This is a genomic window from Neobacillus niacini, assembly GCF_046591715.1.
GTDB classification, from domain to species: domain Bacteria; phylum Bacillota; class Bacilli; order Bacillales; family Cytobacillaceae; genus Neobacillus; species Neobacillus niacini_L.
Window position 1 is genome coordinate 18,000 of the sequence record NZ_JAWVNQ010000015.1, and the last position, 15,770, is coordinate 33,769.

The window sequence follows — 15,770 nt, forward strand, 5'->3', positions numbered from 1 at the left end:
TGAGGATGTATGAGGGTGAAGGAGACAATCAGCTCATTAATCGCAGGTATTGATGGTTATTCAGGAATCTCCTATAAAGTTCACGTTGATTTTTTGAGGAATACTTTTACTGTCTTTGAATGGAGAAACAAAGACTATATCCTTCCATTTACCAATCTAGGGAATAAAAGATTTGGGGACATGGAGGAATTTAAACGAGAAATTTATTCACTTAACATCTTGGAATGGGAAACATCTTATCGAAAAGAAAAAGGAATTATTCTAGATGGGAAGTATTGGAGTATAAGGGTGAGTACAAAACAAAAGGTTTATGAGAGTGAAGGAATTGAATGTTTCCCGCCAGATTGGAAACGATTTTGTGATTCGATTGAAAAATTAACTGGCATACCCTTCAGGTAAACTTACTCCCCCCTGCACAATTGGCAGTAATGTCTTCTTGATACCTCAGTATATCTCTTATATAATAAGTCTATACTTTTACTGAACTTCTTTGTCATTTAACCATTTATTAGGGATGTCCCTTTATTTTGATTTCAAACTTCCAATCTTGGAAGTTTTGTTTGTTTTAGCATATTTTATAATAATGAAGTAGAAAGAAAGAGGCGTTAATATAAAATGAAGGAAATAACTGTCGAGGAATTACAAACGATCAAGAATCCCATCATCATTGATATTCGTGCACCGATTGAGTTTAAGGATGGTTCAATTCCAGAAGCAATCAATATTCCTTTATTTACGAACGATGAGCGTGAAGAAATTGGGACCATTTATAAACACGAAGGACAAGCTGCAGCTAAATGGAGAGCAATGGAATTGGTTTCACCTAAAATCCCATCGCTTCTAAAGCGAATTAAAACAGCCATGCAGAATGGGGAAGAGTTAATTATCCATTGTTGGCGCGGGGGAATGAGAAGTAAAGCGGTCGTAACTTTCTTAGACTTTGCAGGTATTCATGCAATGCGTTTAACTGGCGGCTATAAGGCTTATAGACAATATATTCTTAAGCAAATTCCGACGATGTTTCCAGAAAAAGCAGTAGTATTACATGGACTTACTGGAGTGGGAAAAACAGAAGTTTTGAAGAAGATGAAGTCTCTTGGATATCCAGTACTTGATCTTGAAGAAATGGCTGCCCATCGAGGGTCTATCTTTGGCACAATTGGGCTTGGAGAGGGAAATAATCAAAAGACTTTTGATTCCCTTTTATACAAAGAATTAAAAGAGCTGCAAGGTTCCTCTTATTTTGTTATGGAAGCAGAAAGCAAACGGATTGGGAAGGCCGTTCAACCAGATGAGTTAATGGAGAAGAAAATGAAGGGGATTAATATCTATATCCATACTTCTTTAGAGCAAAGGGTTATTCAGCTTGTAAATGAATATGTATTACCTTATCACAATGAGCCTTGGTATCATGAGCAAATTTCAATTGGAATTGAAAAAATTCTAAAAAGAATAAAAGACCATGATATTAGAATGACACTGATTCAATCTTTAGAACATAAAGATCATCAAACGATGATTGGTATTTTACTAGAACATTATTATGATCCACGTTATGATCATGCCACACTTGAATACGATGGAAAGTTTATTGATATTTATGCTGACGATGCTAACCAAGCCAGTATAAAGGTAATGGAAGAGATTGATAAGCTTTTTGTAAAAAAGAAAGAAGTTATTGAAGGTCATATCTTATAATGTCAAAATTTTAGGCTGGCTGATCCGGCCTTTTATTTTTATACATATAAAACCGCCGAAAGTATTCGGCGGTTCTTCATTCAGCCTGGCATAAACTATCGATTTTTAAATGGCCTTAATCCACGTCGTTTTATTTCATCCTTTAAAATCTTTATCCATTCTTTTTCTTTCCCAGACTTAACCGCATCCCGATACGAAACAACCAATTGTTCGTTACTCATAATTTTCAACTTTAGAATGCCTCCCTTGGAAAATGGATTGAATATTCAGTTTTTAATATTGTAATCGTTTTATTATCATTTGAGAACCCAATTCACAAATTTGTCATATTAAAAACATAATAATATTTCATAAGACATGAATGAAATATAGTTGCACTACATGGTTCCAAATGATTATACTAAGGAATAGTGATGAACAGAAAGGAACGGTGCTTAGAATGATTCATTTAACCTGGCGTAATCGTGAAACAGTTAAACAAGTAAAATGTGTACATACGGATGCAAAAAAATATATTGTTAATCATGCATTAACGGCCGGAAAGATCTATGATGTTAAAAATGAAACGGAAGAGTTTTATTACATTATTGACAATACCGGTAAAGTTGGCGGATTTTATAAAGAATATTTTCAAAATGTAGACTGATAGGCCAAGCCTGCAGTCTTTTTTTAATTAATCTATGGGGGAATAGAGAATGAAGTTGTGGAATGAGCTTTTTGAGTTAAAAGGTGAAACCGTTAAATTACTGCCCATCAACATCGACCATATCGACGGACTGTGGGAAGCTGCTAAACCGGACGAGATCTGGACATATATGGCTACTACCGTAAGAAGTAAAGCTGAAATGGAGCAGATGATAGTTTCAGCTATCCAGAAGAGAGAAAAGGGCAGCGAATACACCTTTACGGTTGTTAATCAAGAAGGCCAAATTATTGGCAGTACACGATTCCTCGATATCTCACCTGAAAACAAAAGTCTTGAAATTGGATCGACTTGGTATCACCCAAGTTCTTGGAGAACAAGAATAAACACGGAATGTAAGTACCTGCTCCTTCAACACGCTTTTGAAAGCTGGAACTTTAGACGTGTTCAGCTTAAAACGGATTCTCGTAACCTCCGTTCTCAAAAGGCAATCCAGAGAATTGGAGCTATAAAAGAAGGAACACTAAGGAAAGATCGAAAAATATCAAGTGGATATGTTCGTGATACGGTATTTTTCAGTATCCTCAACGATGAATGGGCAATTGTAAAAAAACATTTAGAAGCAAAATTAAGTGTTTAACAATTCCATAAGAAAAGAAGCATTGGAATCCAATGCTTCTTTTTACGTATCTATTGATTTGTACTTGCTTGTAATTCTGTTTTTTTAGCTTTTTGGTAAACTTTTCTGCTTAACCATGTTTGCAGAATTAAGAACATACCGCCCACTGCCCAATAAAGAGGGAGTGCCGCAGGAGAACTGAATGAGAACATAACAATCATAATAGGAGACAAGAGACCCATGAATTTCATTTGCTGCTGCTGGGCGGCAGGCATAGTAGATTGCGACACTTTAAATTGTAAATAATAAATTACACCTGCAATCAGGGTAATGAAATATCAGGATGACCGAGACTAAACCATAGGAATTTATGAGTTGCAATCTCTTCAGAACCACGAATTGCATAATAAAAGCCTGTCAGGATCGGCATTTGTATGAGTATCGGCAAACAGCCCATATTTAAAGGATTTACACCATGCTTTTGATAAAGACCCATCATTTCCTGCTGTAACTCTTGTTTCTTTTTAGGGTCAGTTTCTTCTTTTAACTTTTGTTGGATAACTTCCATTTCTGGCTTAAGGACATCCATCTTCTCTTTCATGTCCATCTGATTTTTGTATTGCTTTAACATAAAGGGCATTAAGGCAAGTCTGATGATTAGGGTAACAAGAATAATAGATAACCCATAGTTACCATTGAAAAACTCAGCAATAAAATGGATGGATACGATAAATGGTTCAACAAAATACGTATGGAAAAATCCATCCCCTTTTCCGTCGGCACGAGAACATGCTGAAAGTAAGATTGTGGTTAACGTTAATAATAATATTGATAATGAAGTTTTATTTCTCATATTTCCTCCTAGAATATTTAGATTGTTATTCTTTGAAGCTGGGAGGAGGAAATAGGGTCTTCTTTATCATCTCGGGAACTTTCTTTTCTACGAATATATTTAATAATACGGATTAGAATGATATTTATATTTAGGAAGCATTTCTTGTTATAAAAAAAAAATGGGTAATTAATTTCTGTATGTGCAGTTTCGCTTATGGTTCCCATAAAACAAAATTCCACATTCCATGCCCAAAGTAATTTGATCATGACACCGAAGTATAGACTTAAATAAAGTGCTTCCAATGCATTAGTATCTGTAAAATCAATGAGCAATTGGTACAAAAATTATCACCTCGCTTTTTACTGCTGTTTGAATTGAGTATAACCCTAGAAAGGGTAAAGAATCAATTTAAACGAATAATCGAAAAATGCTGCTCCACTTTAGAGCAGCATACTACTTTTTGTTTTGTTACTGTTTTTTCCAGTGTGCTGTGATCATTTTATAGGCGAAATCCACTTTTTCTTCAGATGGCGGTTCGACATGATTTAATGGATATTCAAGTCCAAGAGCTTCCCATTTATAAACACCGAGCTTATGATAAGGAAGGATTTCTATTTTTTGTACATTTTCTAATATACCGATAAATTCTCCAAGCTTTTGAAGATCTTCTGGATCATCCGATACTGTAGGGACGAGAACGTGGCGAACCCAGACAGGTACTTTACGGTCAGATAAAAATTTAGCAAATTCAAGAATATGATCATTTGCCATACCGGTTAATTGAATATGTTTTTTGCGATTTATATGTTTTAAATCGAGTAAAATCAAGTCCGTGTACTTTAATAACTCTTCAAGTTGTTCTATAAATAATTTAGAGTGTGAGAAACAGCCTCCTGAAGAATCAATAGTCGTATGAATCCCTTTTTTCTTACATTCCTTAAATAATTCAATAAGAAACGGTACTTGCAGCAATGGTTCACCACCGCTGACTGTAATGCCCCCGCCGGAAGATTGAATGAAAGGGAGGTAGGACATGAGATCATCCATGATTTCGGAAACGGTCATCTGTTTGCCGCTGCCGATTTCCCATGTATCAGCGTTATGGCAAAATTGACAGCGCAATAGACAGCCTTGTGTAAATACTACATATCGTATCCCTGGCCCGTCTACTGTTCCTAATGTTTCTATAGAATGAATATTTCCGATCATGATGATGATCCCCCTTTATTTTTTAAAGCAGGAGCTCCTAAGTCAGGAGCTCCACAGTATTGTTTTACAATGATTCGTGGAAAGTACGGTTGATCACGTCTAGCTGCTGTTCCTTTGTTAATTTAATGAAGTTAACCGCATAACCAGATACACGAATGGTTAATTGTGGATATAATTCTGGATGTTCCATTGCATCCATTAAGGTTTCTTTATTAAATACGTTAACATTCAGATGGTGTCCAGATTTAATAGCATATCCGTCTAAGATTGACACTAAATTACGGACTTGACTTTCTTCTTCTTTACCTAATGCTTTAGGAACGATGGAGAAAGTATTAGAAATTCCATCCATTGCTGAGCTGTATGGTAATTTAGCTACAGATGACAGGGAAGCAAGTGTACCTTTTGTGTCACGGCCATGCATTGGATTTGCTCCAGGTGCGAATGGTTCACCAGTACGACGTCCATCAGGTGTGTTACCAGTCTTCTTACCATAAACAACGTTCGATGTAATCGTCAAGATAGACATAGTGTGAACGGAATTACGGTAGGTTTTGTGCTTACGTAATTTCTTCATAAATGCTTCTACAATTTCAACTGCAATACTATCTACACGGTCGTCGTTGTTTCCGTATTTAGGATAATCGCCAGTTGTTTCGAAGTCGACTGCCAAGCCTTTTTCATCACGGATAACTTTCACTTCAGCATATTTAATGGCACTCAATGAGTCAGCTACAACACTCAATCCGGCGATACCTGTTGCCATGGTACGTAAGATTTGAGAGTCATGAAGAGCCATTTCAATTCTTTCATAGCTATATTTATCATGCATATAGTGTATAACATTCAAGGTGTTGATATATAGATCTGCCAGCCATTCCATCATTTGATCAAACTTTTGCATAACTTCATCGTAATTCAATACGTCACTAGTAATTGGCTGATACTGTGGACCAACTTGAATTTTTAATTTTTCATCTACACCGCCATTAATGGAGTAGAGAAGGGCTTTTGCAAGGTTTGCACGAGCACCGAAGAACTGCATTTGTTTACCAATTTCCATTGCGGATACACAGCAGGCAATTCCGTAATCATCACCATACTCTGGACGCATGATATCATCGTTTTCATACTGGATAGAGCTTGTTTTAATTGACATTTTAGCACAATACATTTTAAAGTTTTCAGGCAGCTGAGGTGACCATAGTACTGTTAAGTTTGGTTCTGGAGCTGGCCCTAAGTTATCTAGTGTGTGCAGGAAACGGAAAGAGTTCTTTGTCACAAGTGAACGACCGTCAGATGCCATACCGCCAATTGACTCGGTTACCCATGTTGGGTCGCCGCTAAATAATTCATTATAATCAGGTGTACGACTAAATTTAACTAGACGAAGCTTCATCACAAAGTGGTCAACGATTTCCTGTGCTTCAACTTCAGTTAAAGTCCCATTTTGCAGGTCTCTTTCAATATAAATATCAAGGAAAGTAGATACGCGTCCTAGACTCATGGCAGCACCGTTTTGCTCTTTAATAGCAGCTAAATAGCCAAAATATAACCATTGGAAGGCTTCTTGTGCAGTTGTTGCTGGCAGCGAAATATCAAAACCGTGACTTGAGGCCATTTCTTTTAGTTCTTTTAAGGCGCGAATTTGCTCTGCGAGCTCTTCGCGAAGGCGCATATTGTCTTCTGTCATTACCTTGCTCGTATTTTTTTGATCCTTTTGTTTTTCCGCGATTAAGAAATCTGCTCCATATAGTGCTACACGTCGGTAGTCACCGATAATGCGTCCGCGGCCGTAAGCGTCAGGAAGTCCTGTAATGATTGCTGCTTTACGAGCTAACATCATTTCATCTGTATAAGCATCGAATACACCTTGGTTGTGAGTTTTACGGAACTCTGTAAAGAATCTTTCGATTTCCGGGTTCAGTTCGTACCCATAAGATTCTAATGCTGCTTTTGCCATCCGAATTCCACCGAAAGGCTGCATAGAACGATTAAAAGGTTTGTCAGTTTGAACACCAACAACTTTTTCTAACTCTTCATTTAGGTATCCAGGAGTATGGGAAGTAATAGTGGATACCGTTTCAGTATCCATATCAAGAACTCCGCCTTTTTCACGTTCCTGCTTTGTTAATTCCATAACTTGTTCCCAAAGCTTATTTGTTGCATCTGTGGCACCAGCTAAAAAGCTGTCATCACCTTCATATTGATTATAGTTTTTTAAAATGAAATCACGAACGTTTACTTCTTTAGTCCATACGCCTTTAGTAAAACCTTTCCATTGTTCCATTATTAATTCACCTCGTAAGTTTATAAGAAGTTTAATATAACAGTGTTGCTGTTATTTCTTAACTAAAGTGTAACAGATTTTTTGTGAATGAAGTCACGCATATTGTTAACATATTGTGAACCTTATTTTTTTATTGATTTATTAAGGTTTGAGGCAGCTGACAGTTGTAATGGGGAGATGCTGATTTGGTTATCTGTACTATAATTATTTTTCGGAAAAACAAAACTGTTATATAAGAAAAAATCAACAATATCAACATGTTTATAGTGTAAACTCACTGAAACAGATGCCAGGAACAATTAAAAAAGCAGGAGATAGAAATCTCCCGCTTTTAATCGACAATTATATCAGCAATCATTGGACCATTATGATCTCGGTCTCCGTGAACTTCACAAATCAACCGATACGTACCTTTTTTATCAATCTGAAGTGGAACCATTGTTTCTTCTCCTTTTTTGACGGTACCTTTAATGTCTGTACCTTCAATATAGAACGGGTGCTCCTCACCATTAATTCCACTAATATATAAGTTTACCTTCTCACCAGTTTCGACATTGATTGTCCCTGGGTCCCAACGATAAACTTCTATTTCCTTTCCATCTTTTGTCTTACTGTTATATTCTACTGTAACCATATGGATTTCTCTGACCTCTCCAGCAGCAGTTTGATTGAAGACTGCTGTATCACCTGCTTTTAACAAAAACCACGCTGAAATTGTTACAAGTAAAAACGCTGTTACTAAAATAAAAACAAGTGTATCTTTCTTTAATACTAAGAATTTCATTATGAACCCCCTCAATAATTTGTCCTATTTCATGTTTATGCAGATAAGGGAGGAAAACTTGTCTCTTTTTTATAATTTTTTTCTAAAGCATGTACATATACATTAGAGAAGTGCTAATTTCTTTGATTTTCCAATTGAAAGGTTTATAGTTTAAGGCAGGAATGAAAGTACAGGTGGTAAGCAAACACTATGAAAAAAAGAAAAATACTTACAGTTGTGAAATTCCTCTTTCCCTTACTATTATTAGTTTTTGCTCTACTTGAATTGAATAAGTTTATTGGAAATTTAGATTTGGAATTACTTCAAACAGAAATTGCACAATTGCGGCCGGGTACTTTAATTTTAATTCTTATTGTGATGTTTGCTGCAGTGCTGCCCATGCTCCTCTACGATGTAGCCTTAATAGAAATACTAGGAATAAGGACAAAGAGAAAAGAAGTCCTTGAACAAGCTTTAATTGTGAATACTTACTCTAACCTTTTTGGGTTCGGCGGTTTAATAGGGGCAATGTTAAGAACCTATTTCTACCATACGTTTGAAAGGGATAAGCGCAGATTAGTGGGCGGAATTGCGGCGGTTTCTTTTTTTTATATGACAGGCATGTCATTTCTTTCTATTATTGTAGCTTTTAAATTTAGCGGTCATCCCATTTTTTTGGATACGTCATGGCTATTTTTTGCTGTTTTAGGGATATCATTATACCTGCCAGTATTTTTCGGGATTCATATTGTTAAAAGTAAAAGAGACAAGCAGTCATTAATCACCTTGTCGGCAGGGGTGAAGCTTTTTTTAATTTCACTATTAGAATGGGTTTCTATTTTTGGCGGTATTTGTTTCTTAACATGGATTATGGATATTCCTGTTACTTTTAATCAGTTATTTCCAGTTTATGTCGTGGCGGCTTGTGCAGGTATTATTAGTATGATTCCAGGCGGTCTAGGTTCCTTTGATATCGTCTTTATTTGGGGAATGCAGTATTTACATGTTGCGGAAGAAAAAGTTCTAGTTATCCTTTTATTCTACAGGATTGGATATTATTTTGTCCCATTCTTAGTCAGTACAGCTCTCTTTATTAAACGTTACTGGGAAAAATGGAACATGTCATGGAATAATATTCCTGCTGCAATTTTGCAAAATATTAGTCACATTATCGTTACCATACTCGTTTTTCTTTCAGGCTTAATATTGCTGTTATCTGCAAGTGTACCAGGTATAATGGATAGACTGAGAATTGCTCAAGAAATTCTGTCTTTTCCTATCATTAATATTTCTCATCAGCTTTCTGTGGCTGCTGGCTTCCTGCTCTTAGGGTTATCTCGAGGAATCGAATACAGCGTGAAAAGAACCTATCATTTAACCATGCTTGTGTTAATTTTTGCAGCTGTATTTTCTATCTTTAAAGGAATTGATTATGAGGAAGCTATTTTCCTGATAAGTGTTGCATTATTGCTAAGAATGTCAAAAGGACAATTTTATCGGGAAAGCTATGTTCTTACGTGGGGAAAAACCACCGTTGATATTTTGATTATTACGGTGATCATATCCATGTATTTGGTCATCGGCTATTCCAATCTGCCAACCTCAAAAATATCTATACCATCAAAATTATTACCTTATGTCATTGAAGATTCAACGGATTTATTCGAGAGCGCCATAATTGGGCTTTTCATTGCATCACTTATCCTTTATGCAGGGTATGTAATTAGCAAGCCGAAAAATTGGAAATTTGAAGATTCTTTGTGTCAAAAAGAAGAGATACTAGTACATTTGAAGACTTATCATGAAAAAAGTGTGCCTCATTTTTTATTGCTGGGTGATAAATATATTTATTGGAACAAGAAGAGAAATGTTTTAATTCCTTTTCAACAGTATGCAGATAAATTAGTGATTCTTGGGGATCCAATAGGCGAACGAGAGGATTTATCCAATGCAATAGAGGAATTTCAAGAACAATCTGACACCTACGGGTACACACCTGTCTTCTATCAAGTAAGTGATGATATGCTTCCATTTCTCCATGATAACGGGTTTACCTTCTTTAAATTGGGTGGGAGAGTCTCTAAATATGCATTTGTTAGTGAAAAAATTGCAGCGCAAATTTACCTCCATGGAAACGAGCGAAACCAATTTCATGGAACAAGAGAAACTAAAGAAGAATACCCAAACAAATGGATGCCCAAATACTTGGGGTATAGAAGAAAGTCAACGTTCTCGTTACCATTAACAATGACACAAATAACATTATTATTTTCTAAGAACAAAAGGTAGGATAATGGCTTGGCTTTGGCTGAGCCATTTTTATTACGATTATTTCAAAATCAAATGAATAACCTTTCTTTTGAATAACAATGGACAATAAATATTTACATTCATTGATATTTTGATAAAATCAGATGGGTAAATAAAAAGTAAGGATGGTTGCAAATTGTCAAAGCTTGGATCGTTTTTTATGCTATTATTTCTTATCTTATCGAATCAAACAACTAGCTATGCTGCAGAAAACCAGCATTTTGATATAAAAAGTGAAGCCGCAGTGCTAGTAGATTCAGAAACAGGTGCCATTTTATATCACAAAAATAGTGATGAAAGATTATACCCTGCAAGTTTGACGAAGATTTCAACAGCCATTTATGCATTGGAAAATGGTAACATTGATGATGTTGTTACAATAAGTCCTAGAGCGGTACAGGAAGAGGGAACAAGGGTTTTTTTAGTAGAAGGTGAGCAGGTACCTTTGAAAAAGCTTATTCAAGGAATGTTAATTAACTCAGGTAATGACGCAGCTGTGGCAATTGCTGAGCATTTAGATGGCAGTGTTGAACAGTTTGCTGATCATTTAAATAAGTATTTATCAGAGAAAATCGGTGTAAGCAATACAAATTTTACTAATCCAAATGGATTATTTGATGAAAATCATTATACAACCGCAAAAGACTTAGCCTTAATAACAAATTATGCAAAAAGCAACCCAATCTTCAACGAGATATTTGGAACAAAAGAGCTTCCGTGGAATGGAGAATCTTGGGAAACAACAATATTGACCCACCATCGTCTTCTAAAAGGGGAGATACCTGTTGAAGGGATTACAGGTGGAAAAACTGGCTTTGTAGATGAATCAAAACATACATTAGCAACAACTGCAGAAAATGGAAATATTAAGCTGACTGCTATCGTTTTAAAAGGGGATAAAAGCAAGGATACGTATCAAGATACTAAAAGACTGATAGAATATGGTTTAAGTAATTTTCGCCATCGTGTTATTAACCAAGATGAGTTATTTAAAATGAAAGAAAAAGAATATTACGCAAAAAGTGATATTGTGATTACAGAGCATATTAATGGCTCAAAAGAAAGGCTGACGGAACCAGGTGTTCTTGAGGTTGTAAATGAAGGAGAAGTCATTCAATCTATTCAACTTGAAGAGAAAAAACCTAAACAGGTTAAAGTAAAGGTGAAAGAGGAAAAGCTGCAAGCCAGCGAAGAGAGCAGTATCAATATTATTTATGGAATGATTATCTTAGCCTTTATAGGAGTTTTCCTTGGGGTAAGAAAAAAATGGGTGAGACGCCAATAAAGTAAAAAGCCATGGAGAGATGTACTCTTCATGGCCTTTTTTGCATGATATTCGAAAGCAGAAGCATAAGAAAAGAAATAAGAACCAGTGACAGAACGAAAGACCATGCTAACTTCATGTTTCCGGACTCCATCGCAACATAGATCGCTGTCGGAGCTGTTTGTGTTTTTCCAGGGATATTCCCTGCAAACATTAACGTTGCTCCGAATTCACCCAGAGCACGTGCAAAACTCATAATCAGCCCAGAGATTATAGCAGGAAGTGTCAACGGCAGGGATACCAATAAAAACACTTTTCTTCTGCTTCCGCCATCCACTTTTGCGGCATCTTCTATATCCTTATCGATTGATTGAAATCCGAGTTTTACTGATTGATACATAAGTGGAAAAGCAACAGTGGTAGAAGCGATTATCGCAGCCCAAGGTGTAAACATGATGGAATGATGGAAAAACTCCTCGATAAAAGCACCGATTGGGCTGTTTCTGCCAAAGAAGTAAATCAGTAAAAAACCTATGACTGTTGGAGGTAAAACGATAGGCAGCATTAGAAATGTTTCAAGCAGCATTTTACCTTTGAATTTCTTGTTATACAATAGTCTCGCAATGAGAATGCCAAAAAAACTAACAATAATAACGGAAATGAATGCAACTTCTAGTGAGAATCTAAGGGGGTGCCAAAATTCATATGTGAACATAATTATCAATCCAATACTATAAAGCCAAATTTTTCAAAAGTTTCTTTTGCGGTATTACTTTGTAAGTAGTCGAGGAAGATTTCAGCTTCTTTTTTATTGAGTGTGGATTTTATTATGCCTGCGGGATAAATAATACTATCGTGAGATTTAGCATCTGCAACGGCTGTAACATTTACTTTATCAGATACTTTTACATCTGTCATATAAACGATACCTGCATCAACGTTCCCTGTTTCTACATAAGTGAGTACTTGGCGGACATCCTTTGTCTGTATTACTTGAGGTTGTATTTGCTCCCAAATCCCAGCATTCTGGAGTGTCTGTTTTGCGTATTTACCCGCTGGAACAGATTCTGGAATACCAATAGCAATTTTTTTAATTTTGTTATTTGTCAAATCTGAAAATCCATTTAGTGGAGCAGGATTCTCTTTATTAGTAATTAACACAAGCTGGTTACCTAAGAGTTCAATCTGTTTTTGTTCATCGATTAAACCTGCTTGAATTAATTCATTAAAATGGTCATGTGATGCAGATAGGAAGAGATCAACGGGTGCACCTTGAAGAATTTGTTGTTTCAATGCTCCTGAGCCGCCGGTGTTATACAAAATTTTTATCTTTTTGTTTTCTTTTTCGAAGGTCTCCTTTATTTCTATTAAGGATTCATTAAGACTGGCAGCAGCAGAAATAGTCAATTCTACTGGTTTGGTTTGGGATAATTCCTTAGGTGAACATGCCGGCAGGCAGATTAAGACAAAGGTAAGACCGACAAGAAATAACTTCTTCATATATGTTGTCATCTCCGAAAAACTATCAAAGTGTTTTCTATCATTATAACGAAAGAATATTCTTGGTTAAAGTAGTTAGCATTAAAAAAAACTGCCTCGGTGGCAGTTTAAGTAATAATTCACATTTTATGTAGACTGACCATTTTACTGGAGTCTGCTTTCTACCTGCTGGCACACTTCATCTGCGGTCATTCCGTTAGCTTCAATGACAGAGCCTTTTGTAAAGGTATCCTGCATACCCATTACATTAGAATCCAACCCTGTAACAACACAGCAATCGCAATTTTGTGCATCTGATTCTTGTCTAAGCTGCACGACATCATGTCCTTTTTCCCTTAAAGCTTCAAGAACATCTGTTAGTGATTCTTCTACGCCAATTCTTGCCATACAAAACACCTCCTTAGTAAATTATCATGCCTAAATTCCTGTGAATTATTCTGTATAAGTCTCGATAATCTTCAAAAACTAAAAAAGGAGGTGTTACAATGGGAAAGCGTAAAAAGGATCCTTCCACTATTGGTCTGGCTTCACCGCAAGTTGAAGGCCAGGGAACAACAACAACAGAAACCGGTACAAGAGAAGCTTCATCTTCGCGCAGGAAACAAAAAAGAGACTAATAAAGAAAGCGGGCACTTAGCGGCCCGCTTTAATTAATTATTGTACATTTCTGCAACTTGCTTTTGAATTTCACTGTTTTCTAGATACTCATCGTACGTCATTTGCTTATCAACCAAACCATTTGGAGTTATTTCGAAAATTCGATTTGCGATGGTCTGAATAAACTGATGGTCATGTGAAGAAAAGAGTAGAGACCCTTTAAAGTTTATTAAACCATTGTTTAATGCCGTAATCGATTCCAAATCAAGATGGTTTGTCGGCTCATCAAGAAGTAAAACGTTCGCCCCGTTTAGCATCATCTTTGACAGCATACAACGAACCTTTTCTCCTCCTGATAGAACACTTGCTTTCTTAAGTACTTCTTCACCAGAAAACAGCATTCTTCCTAAGAATCCCCTTAAAAAGCTTTCACTTTCATCTTTAGGAGAGAACTGACGAAGCCAATCAACAAGATTTAATTCGCTGTTTTCAAAATACTCGGAGTTATCCTTAGGGAAATAAGCTTGGGAAGTGGTTATACCCCATTTATAAGTGCCGCTGTCAGCTTCCATTTCACCCATAAGTATTTTGAAAAGGGTAGTTTTCGCTACTTCGTTTGTTCCGACTAGCGCGATTTTATCACCCTTATTCATGAAAAAGCTGATATTATCCAGGACCTTAACCCCATCAATAGTTTTCGATAAACCTTCAACTCTCAGTAAATCATTGCCGATTTCACGTTCAGGTGTAAATCCTACAAATGGATATCGGCGAGAGGATGGACGAATGTCGTCGAGCGTAATTTTATCTAATAACTTCTTACGGGAAGTAGCCTGCTTTGACTTAGAGGCATTCGCACTAAATCGAGCAATAAACGCTTGAAGCTCCTTAATTTTCTCTTCTTTCTTTTTGTTTGCATCTGAAGCCATTCTTGTAGCTAATTGACTTGATTCATACCAAAAATCATAGTTGCCTACATAAATTTGGATTTTCCCAAAGTCTAAATCTGCAATATGAGTACAAACTTTATTTAAGAAATGTCGATCGTGGGATACGACAATCACTGTATTTTCAAAGTTTATTAAGAACTCTTCTAACCATTGAATCGCCTTAATATCTAAATGGTTCGTCGGCTCGTCCAAAAGTAACACATCAGGTCTGCCAAAAAGAGCCTGTGCAAGAAGAACCTTTACTTTTTCTGAACCTGTTAGTTCTGCCATTTTTTTGTAATGCAGGTCCTCACCAATACCGAGACCTTTTAAAAGAATCGATGCTTCTGGCTCTGCTTCCCAGCCGTTAAGTTCTGCAAATTCACCTTCCAGCTCAGCAGCTTTCATGCCATCTTCATCCGTGAAGTTTTCCTTCATATAAATAGCATCTTTTTCCTGCATTACTTGATAAAGTCTAGCGTGACCCATAATGACAGTCTTTAAAACTTCCTGTTCCTCATATTCAAAGTGGTTCTGTTTTAAAACAGCCATCCGTTCGTTTGGACCAAGTTGAACTGTTCCGGTTTGAGATTCGATTTCACCGGATAGGATTTTTAGAAATGTTGACTTTCCAGCGCCATTTGCACCAATTAGACCATAGCAATTTCCAGGCGTAAATTTAATGTTGACATCTTCAAATAATTTACGGTCACCATATCTTAAACTAACGTTACTTACAGTTATCATTTATATTTATCCTCCAACAGCAAAATATCTACTAATTATACCATTAAATTAAAGTAAGAGCGAATTCTTTGTTGAATGAGAGGATTTAATAGTAGAAAATAAAACATAATGCAGAAAATTTTTCTAATTTTTTTTCGCCGTTTTCACACTTTATTCATATTTTTGTTGTAGAATTATTGTAATGAAGTACTGAAGGAATAAAGTAGGTGAGAAGTATGTCGAAAAAGCAACTTACTGAACTCGTTAACAAGTTAAAACAGGCCGGAATAAAAGCAAGTTTAACAAAACCAAAGTCTAACTACCTATTATCTCTGCAGCAAATAAAAAAATTTCCTTCATCCGTGAATTAAATAGGTATTAAAAAGC

The 15,770-nt window shown here is 36.2% G+C and carries 16 protein-coding genes and 1 pseudogene; 8 read left to right on the plus strand and 9 right to left on the minus strand.

Annotated elements, in window-relative coordinates; genetic code table 11:
- Nucleotides 1–9 precede the first annotated feature (9 nt).
- Together SFC47_RS22355 and mnmH are read left to right on the plus strand one after the other, a co-directional pair.
- Complete coding sequence (locus tag SFC47_RS22355) at nucleotides 10–399, plus strand: hypothetical protein (RefSeq protein WP_411256761.1); 390 nt, start codon at nucleotides 10–12, stop codon at nucleotides 397–399.
- A 216-nt stretch (nucleotides 400–615) separates the two neighbouring features.
- The gene (gene mnmH / locus SFC47_RS22360) at nucleotides 616–1,698 is read left to right on the plus strand and encodes a tRNA 2-selenouridine(34) synthase MnmH (RefSeq protein WP_411256762.1); all 1,083 of its coding nucleotides are present in this window, start codon (nucleotides 616–618) and stop codon (nucleotides 1,696–1,698) included.
- 95 nt (nucleotides 1,699–1,793) lie between these two features.
- Here mnmH and sda read toward each other — a convergent pair whose 3' ends face one another.
- On the minus strand, nucleotides 1,794–1,919 hold the full coding sequence (gene sda / locus SFC47_RS22365) for a sporulation histidine kinase inhibitor Sda (protein WP_411256763.1): 126 nt from the start codon (nucleotides 1,917–1,919) through the stop codon (nucleotides 1,794–1,796).
- A gap of 218 nt (nucleotides 1,920–2,137) precedes the next feature.
- Here sda and SFC47_RS22370 point away from each other — a divergent pair, with 218 nt between their 5' ends.
- The gene (locus SFC47_RS22370; protein ID WP_411256837.1) at nucleotides 2,138–2,344 is read left to right on the plus strand and encodes a DUF6501 family protein; all 207 of its coding nucleotides are present in this window, start codon (nucleotides 2,138–2,140) and stop codon (nucleotides 2,342–2,344) included.
- Between the two features lie 49 nt (nucleotides 2,345–2,393).
- Complete coding sequence (locus SFC47_RS22375) at nucleotides 2,394–2,981, plus strand: GNAT family N-acetyltransferase (RefSeq protein WP_411256765.1); 588 nt, start codon at nucleotides 2,394–2,396, stop codon at nucleotides 2,979–2,981.
- Between the two features lie 50 nt (nucleotides 2,982–3,031).
- On the opposite strand, the pseudogene yidC reads toward SFC47_RS22375, so the two are convergent.
- The 4 genes and pseudogenes from yidC to SFC47_RS22395 form a co-directional block, all read right to left on the minus strand.
- Nucleotides 3,032–3,813: pseudogene (gene yidC, locus SFC47_RS22380) on the minus strand (membrane protein insertase YidC).
- Nucleotides 3,814–4,263: 450 nt separating this feature from the next.
- The gene (gene pflA / locus SFC47_RS22385) at nucleotides 4,264–5,004 is read right to left on the minus strand and encodes a pyruvate formate-lyase-activating protein (protein WP_411256766.1); all 741 of its coding nucleotides are present in this window, start codon (nucleotides 5,002–5,004) and stop codon (nucleotides 4,264–4,266) included.
- Between the two features lie 64 nt (nucleotides 5,005–5,068).
- Nucleotides 5,069–7,294, minus strand: coding sequence for a formate C-acetyltransferase (gene pflB, locus SFC47_RS22390; RefSeq protein WP_411256767.1), 2,226 nt, complete (start codon nucleotides 7,292–7,294; stop codon nucleotides 5,069–5,071).
- A 331-nt stretch (nucleotides 7,295–7,625) separates the two neighbouring features.
- A complete protein-coding gene (locus SFC47_RS22395; RefSeq protein WP_411256768.1) occupies nucleotides 7,626–8,078 on the minus strand; it encodes a cupredoxin domain-containing protein in 453 nt (150 codons plus the stop codon).
- Between the two features lie 189 nt (nucleotides 8,079–8,267).
- Between SFC47_RS22395 and SFC47_RS22400 the strand changes: the two genes are divergently transcribed.
- Together SFC47_RS22400 and SFC47_RS22405 are read left to right on the plus strand one after the other, a co-directional pair.
- Nucleotides 8,268–10,346 carry a phosphatidylglycerol lysyltransferase domain-containing protein gene (locus SFC47_RS22400; RefSeq protein ID WP_411256770.1) on the plus strand — a complete coding sequence of 693 codons (2,079 nt, stop codon included), beginning with the start codon at nucleotides 8,268–8,270 and terminating at the stop codon, nucleotides 10,344–10,346.
- 157 nt (nucleotides 10,347–10,503) lie between these two features.
- Nucleotides 10,504–11,652 carry a D-alanyl-D-alanine carboxypeptidase family protein gene (locus SFC47_RS22405; RefSeq protein WP_411256772.1) on the plus strand — a complete coding sequence of 383 codons (1,149 nt, stop codon included), beginning with the start codon at nucleotides 10,504–10,506 and terminating at the stop codon, nucleotides 11,650–11,652.
- Nucleotides 11,653–11,680: 28 nt separating this feature from the next.
- Here SFC47_RS22405 and modB read toward each other — a convergent pair whose 3' ends face one another.
- The 3 genes from modB to SFC47_RS22420 form a co-directional block, all read right to left on the minus strand.
- Nucleotides 11,681–12,346, minus strand: a complete 666-nt coding sequence (modB, locus tag SFC47_RS22410; protein ID WP_411256774.1) for a molybdate ABC transporter permease subunit — start codon at nucleotides 12,344–12,346, stop codon at nucleotides 11,681–11,683.
- 5 nt (nucleotides 12,347–12,351) lie between these two features.
- On the minus strand, nucleotides 12,352–13,131 hold the full coding sequence (modA, locus tag SFC47_RS22415) for a molybdate ABC transporter substrate-binding protein (RefSeq protein WP_411256776.1): 780 nt from the start codon (nucleotides 13,129–13,131) through the stop codon (nucleotides 12,352–12,354).
- A 144-nt stretch (nucleotides 13,132–13,275) separates the two neighbouring features.
- Nucleotides 13,276–13,518, minus strand: a complete 243-nt coding sequence (locus tag SFC47_RS22420; RefSeq protein ID WP_411256777.1) for a YkuS family protein — start codon at nucleotides 13,516–13,518, stop codon at nucleotides 13,276–13,278.
- A 98-nt stretch (nucleotides 13,519–13,616) separates the two neighbouring features.
- Between SFC47_RS22420 and SFC47_RS22425 the strand changes: the two genes are divergently transcribed.
- Nucleotides 13,617–13,748, plus strand: a complete 132-nt coding sequence (locus SFC47_RS22425; RefSeq protein ID WP_289343770.1) for a YuzL family protein — start codon at nucleotides 13,617–13,619, stop codon at nucleotides 13,746–13,748.
- 33 nt (nucleotides 13,749–13,781) lie between these two features.
- Here SFC47_RS22425 and SFC47_RS22430 read toward each other — a convergent pair whose 3' ends face one another.
- Entirely contained in the window at nucleotides 13,782–15,404 is a 1,623-nt protein-coding gene (locus tag SFC47_RS22430) for an ABC-F family ATP-binding cassette domain-containing protein (RefSeq protein WP_411256778.1), read from the minus strand.
- Nucleotides 15,405–15,619: 215 nt separating this feature from the next.
- Between SFC47_RS22430 and SFC47_RS22435 the strand changes: the two genes are divergently transcribed.
- On the plus strand, nucleotides 15,620–15,754 hold the full coding sequence (locus SFC47_RS22435) for a hypothetical protein (protein ID WP_256989117.1): 135 nt from the start codon (nucleotides 15,620–15,622) through the stop codon (nucleotides 15,752–15,754).
- Nucleotides 15,755–15,770: the final 16 nt, after the last annotated feature.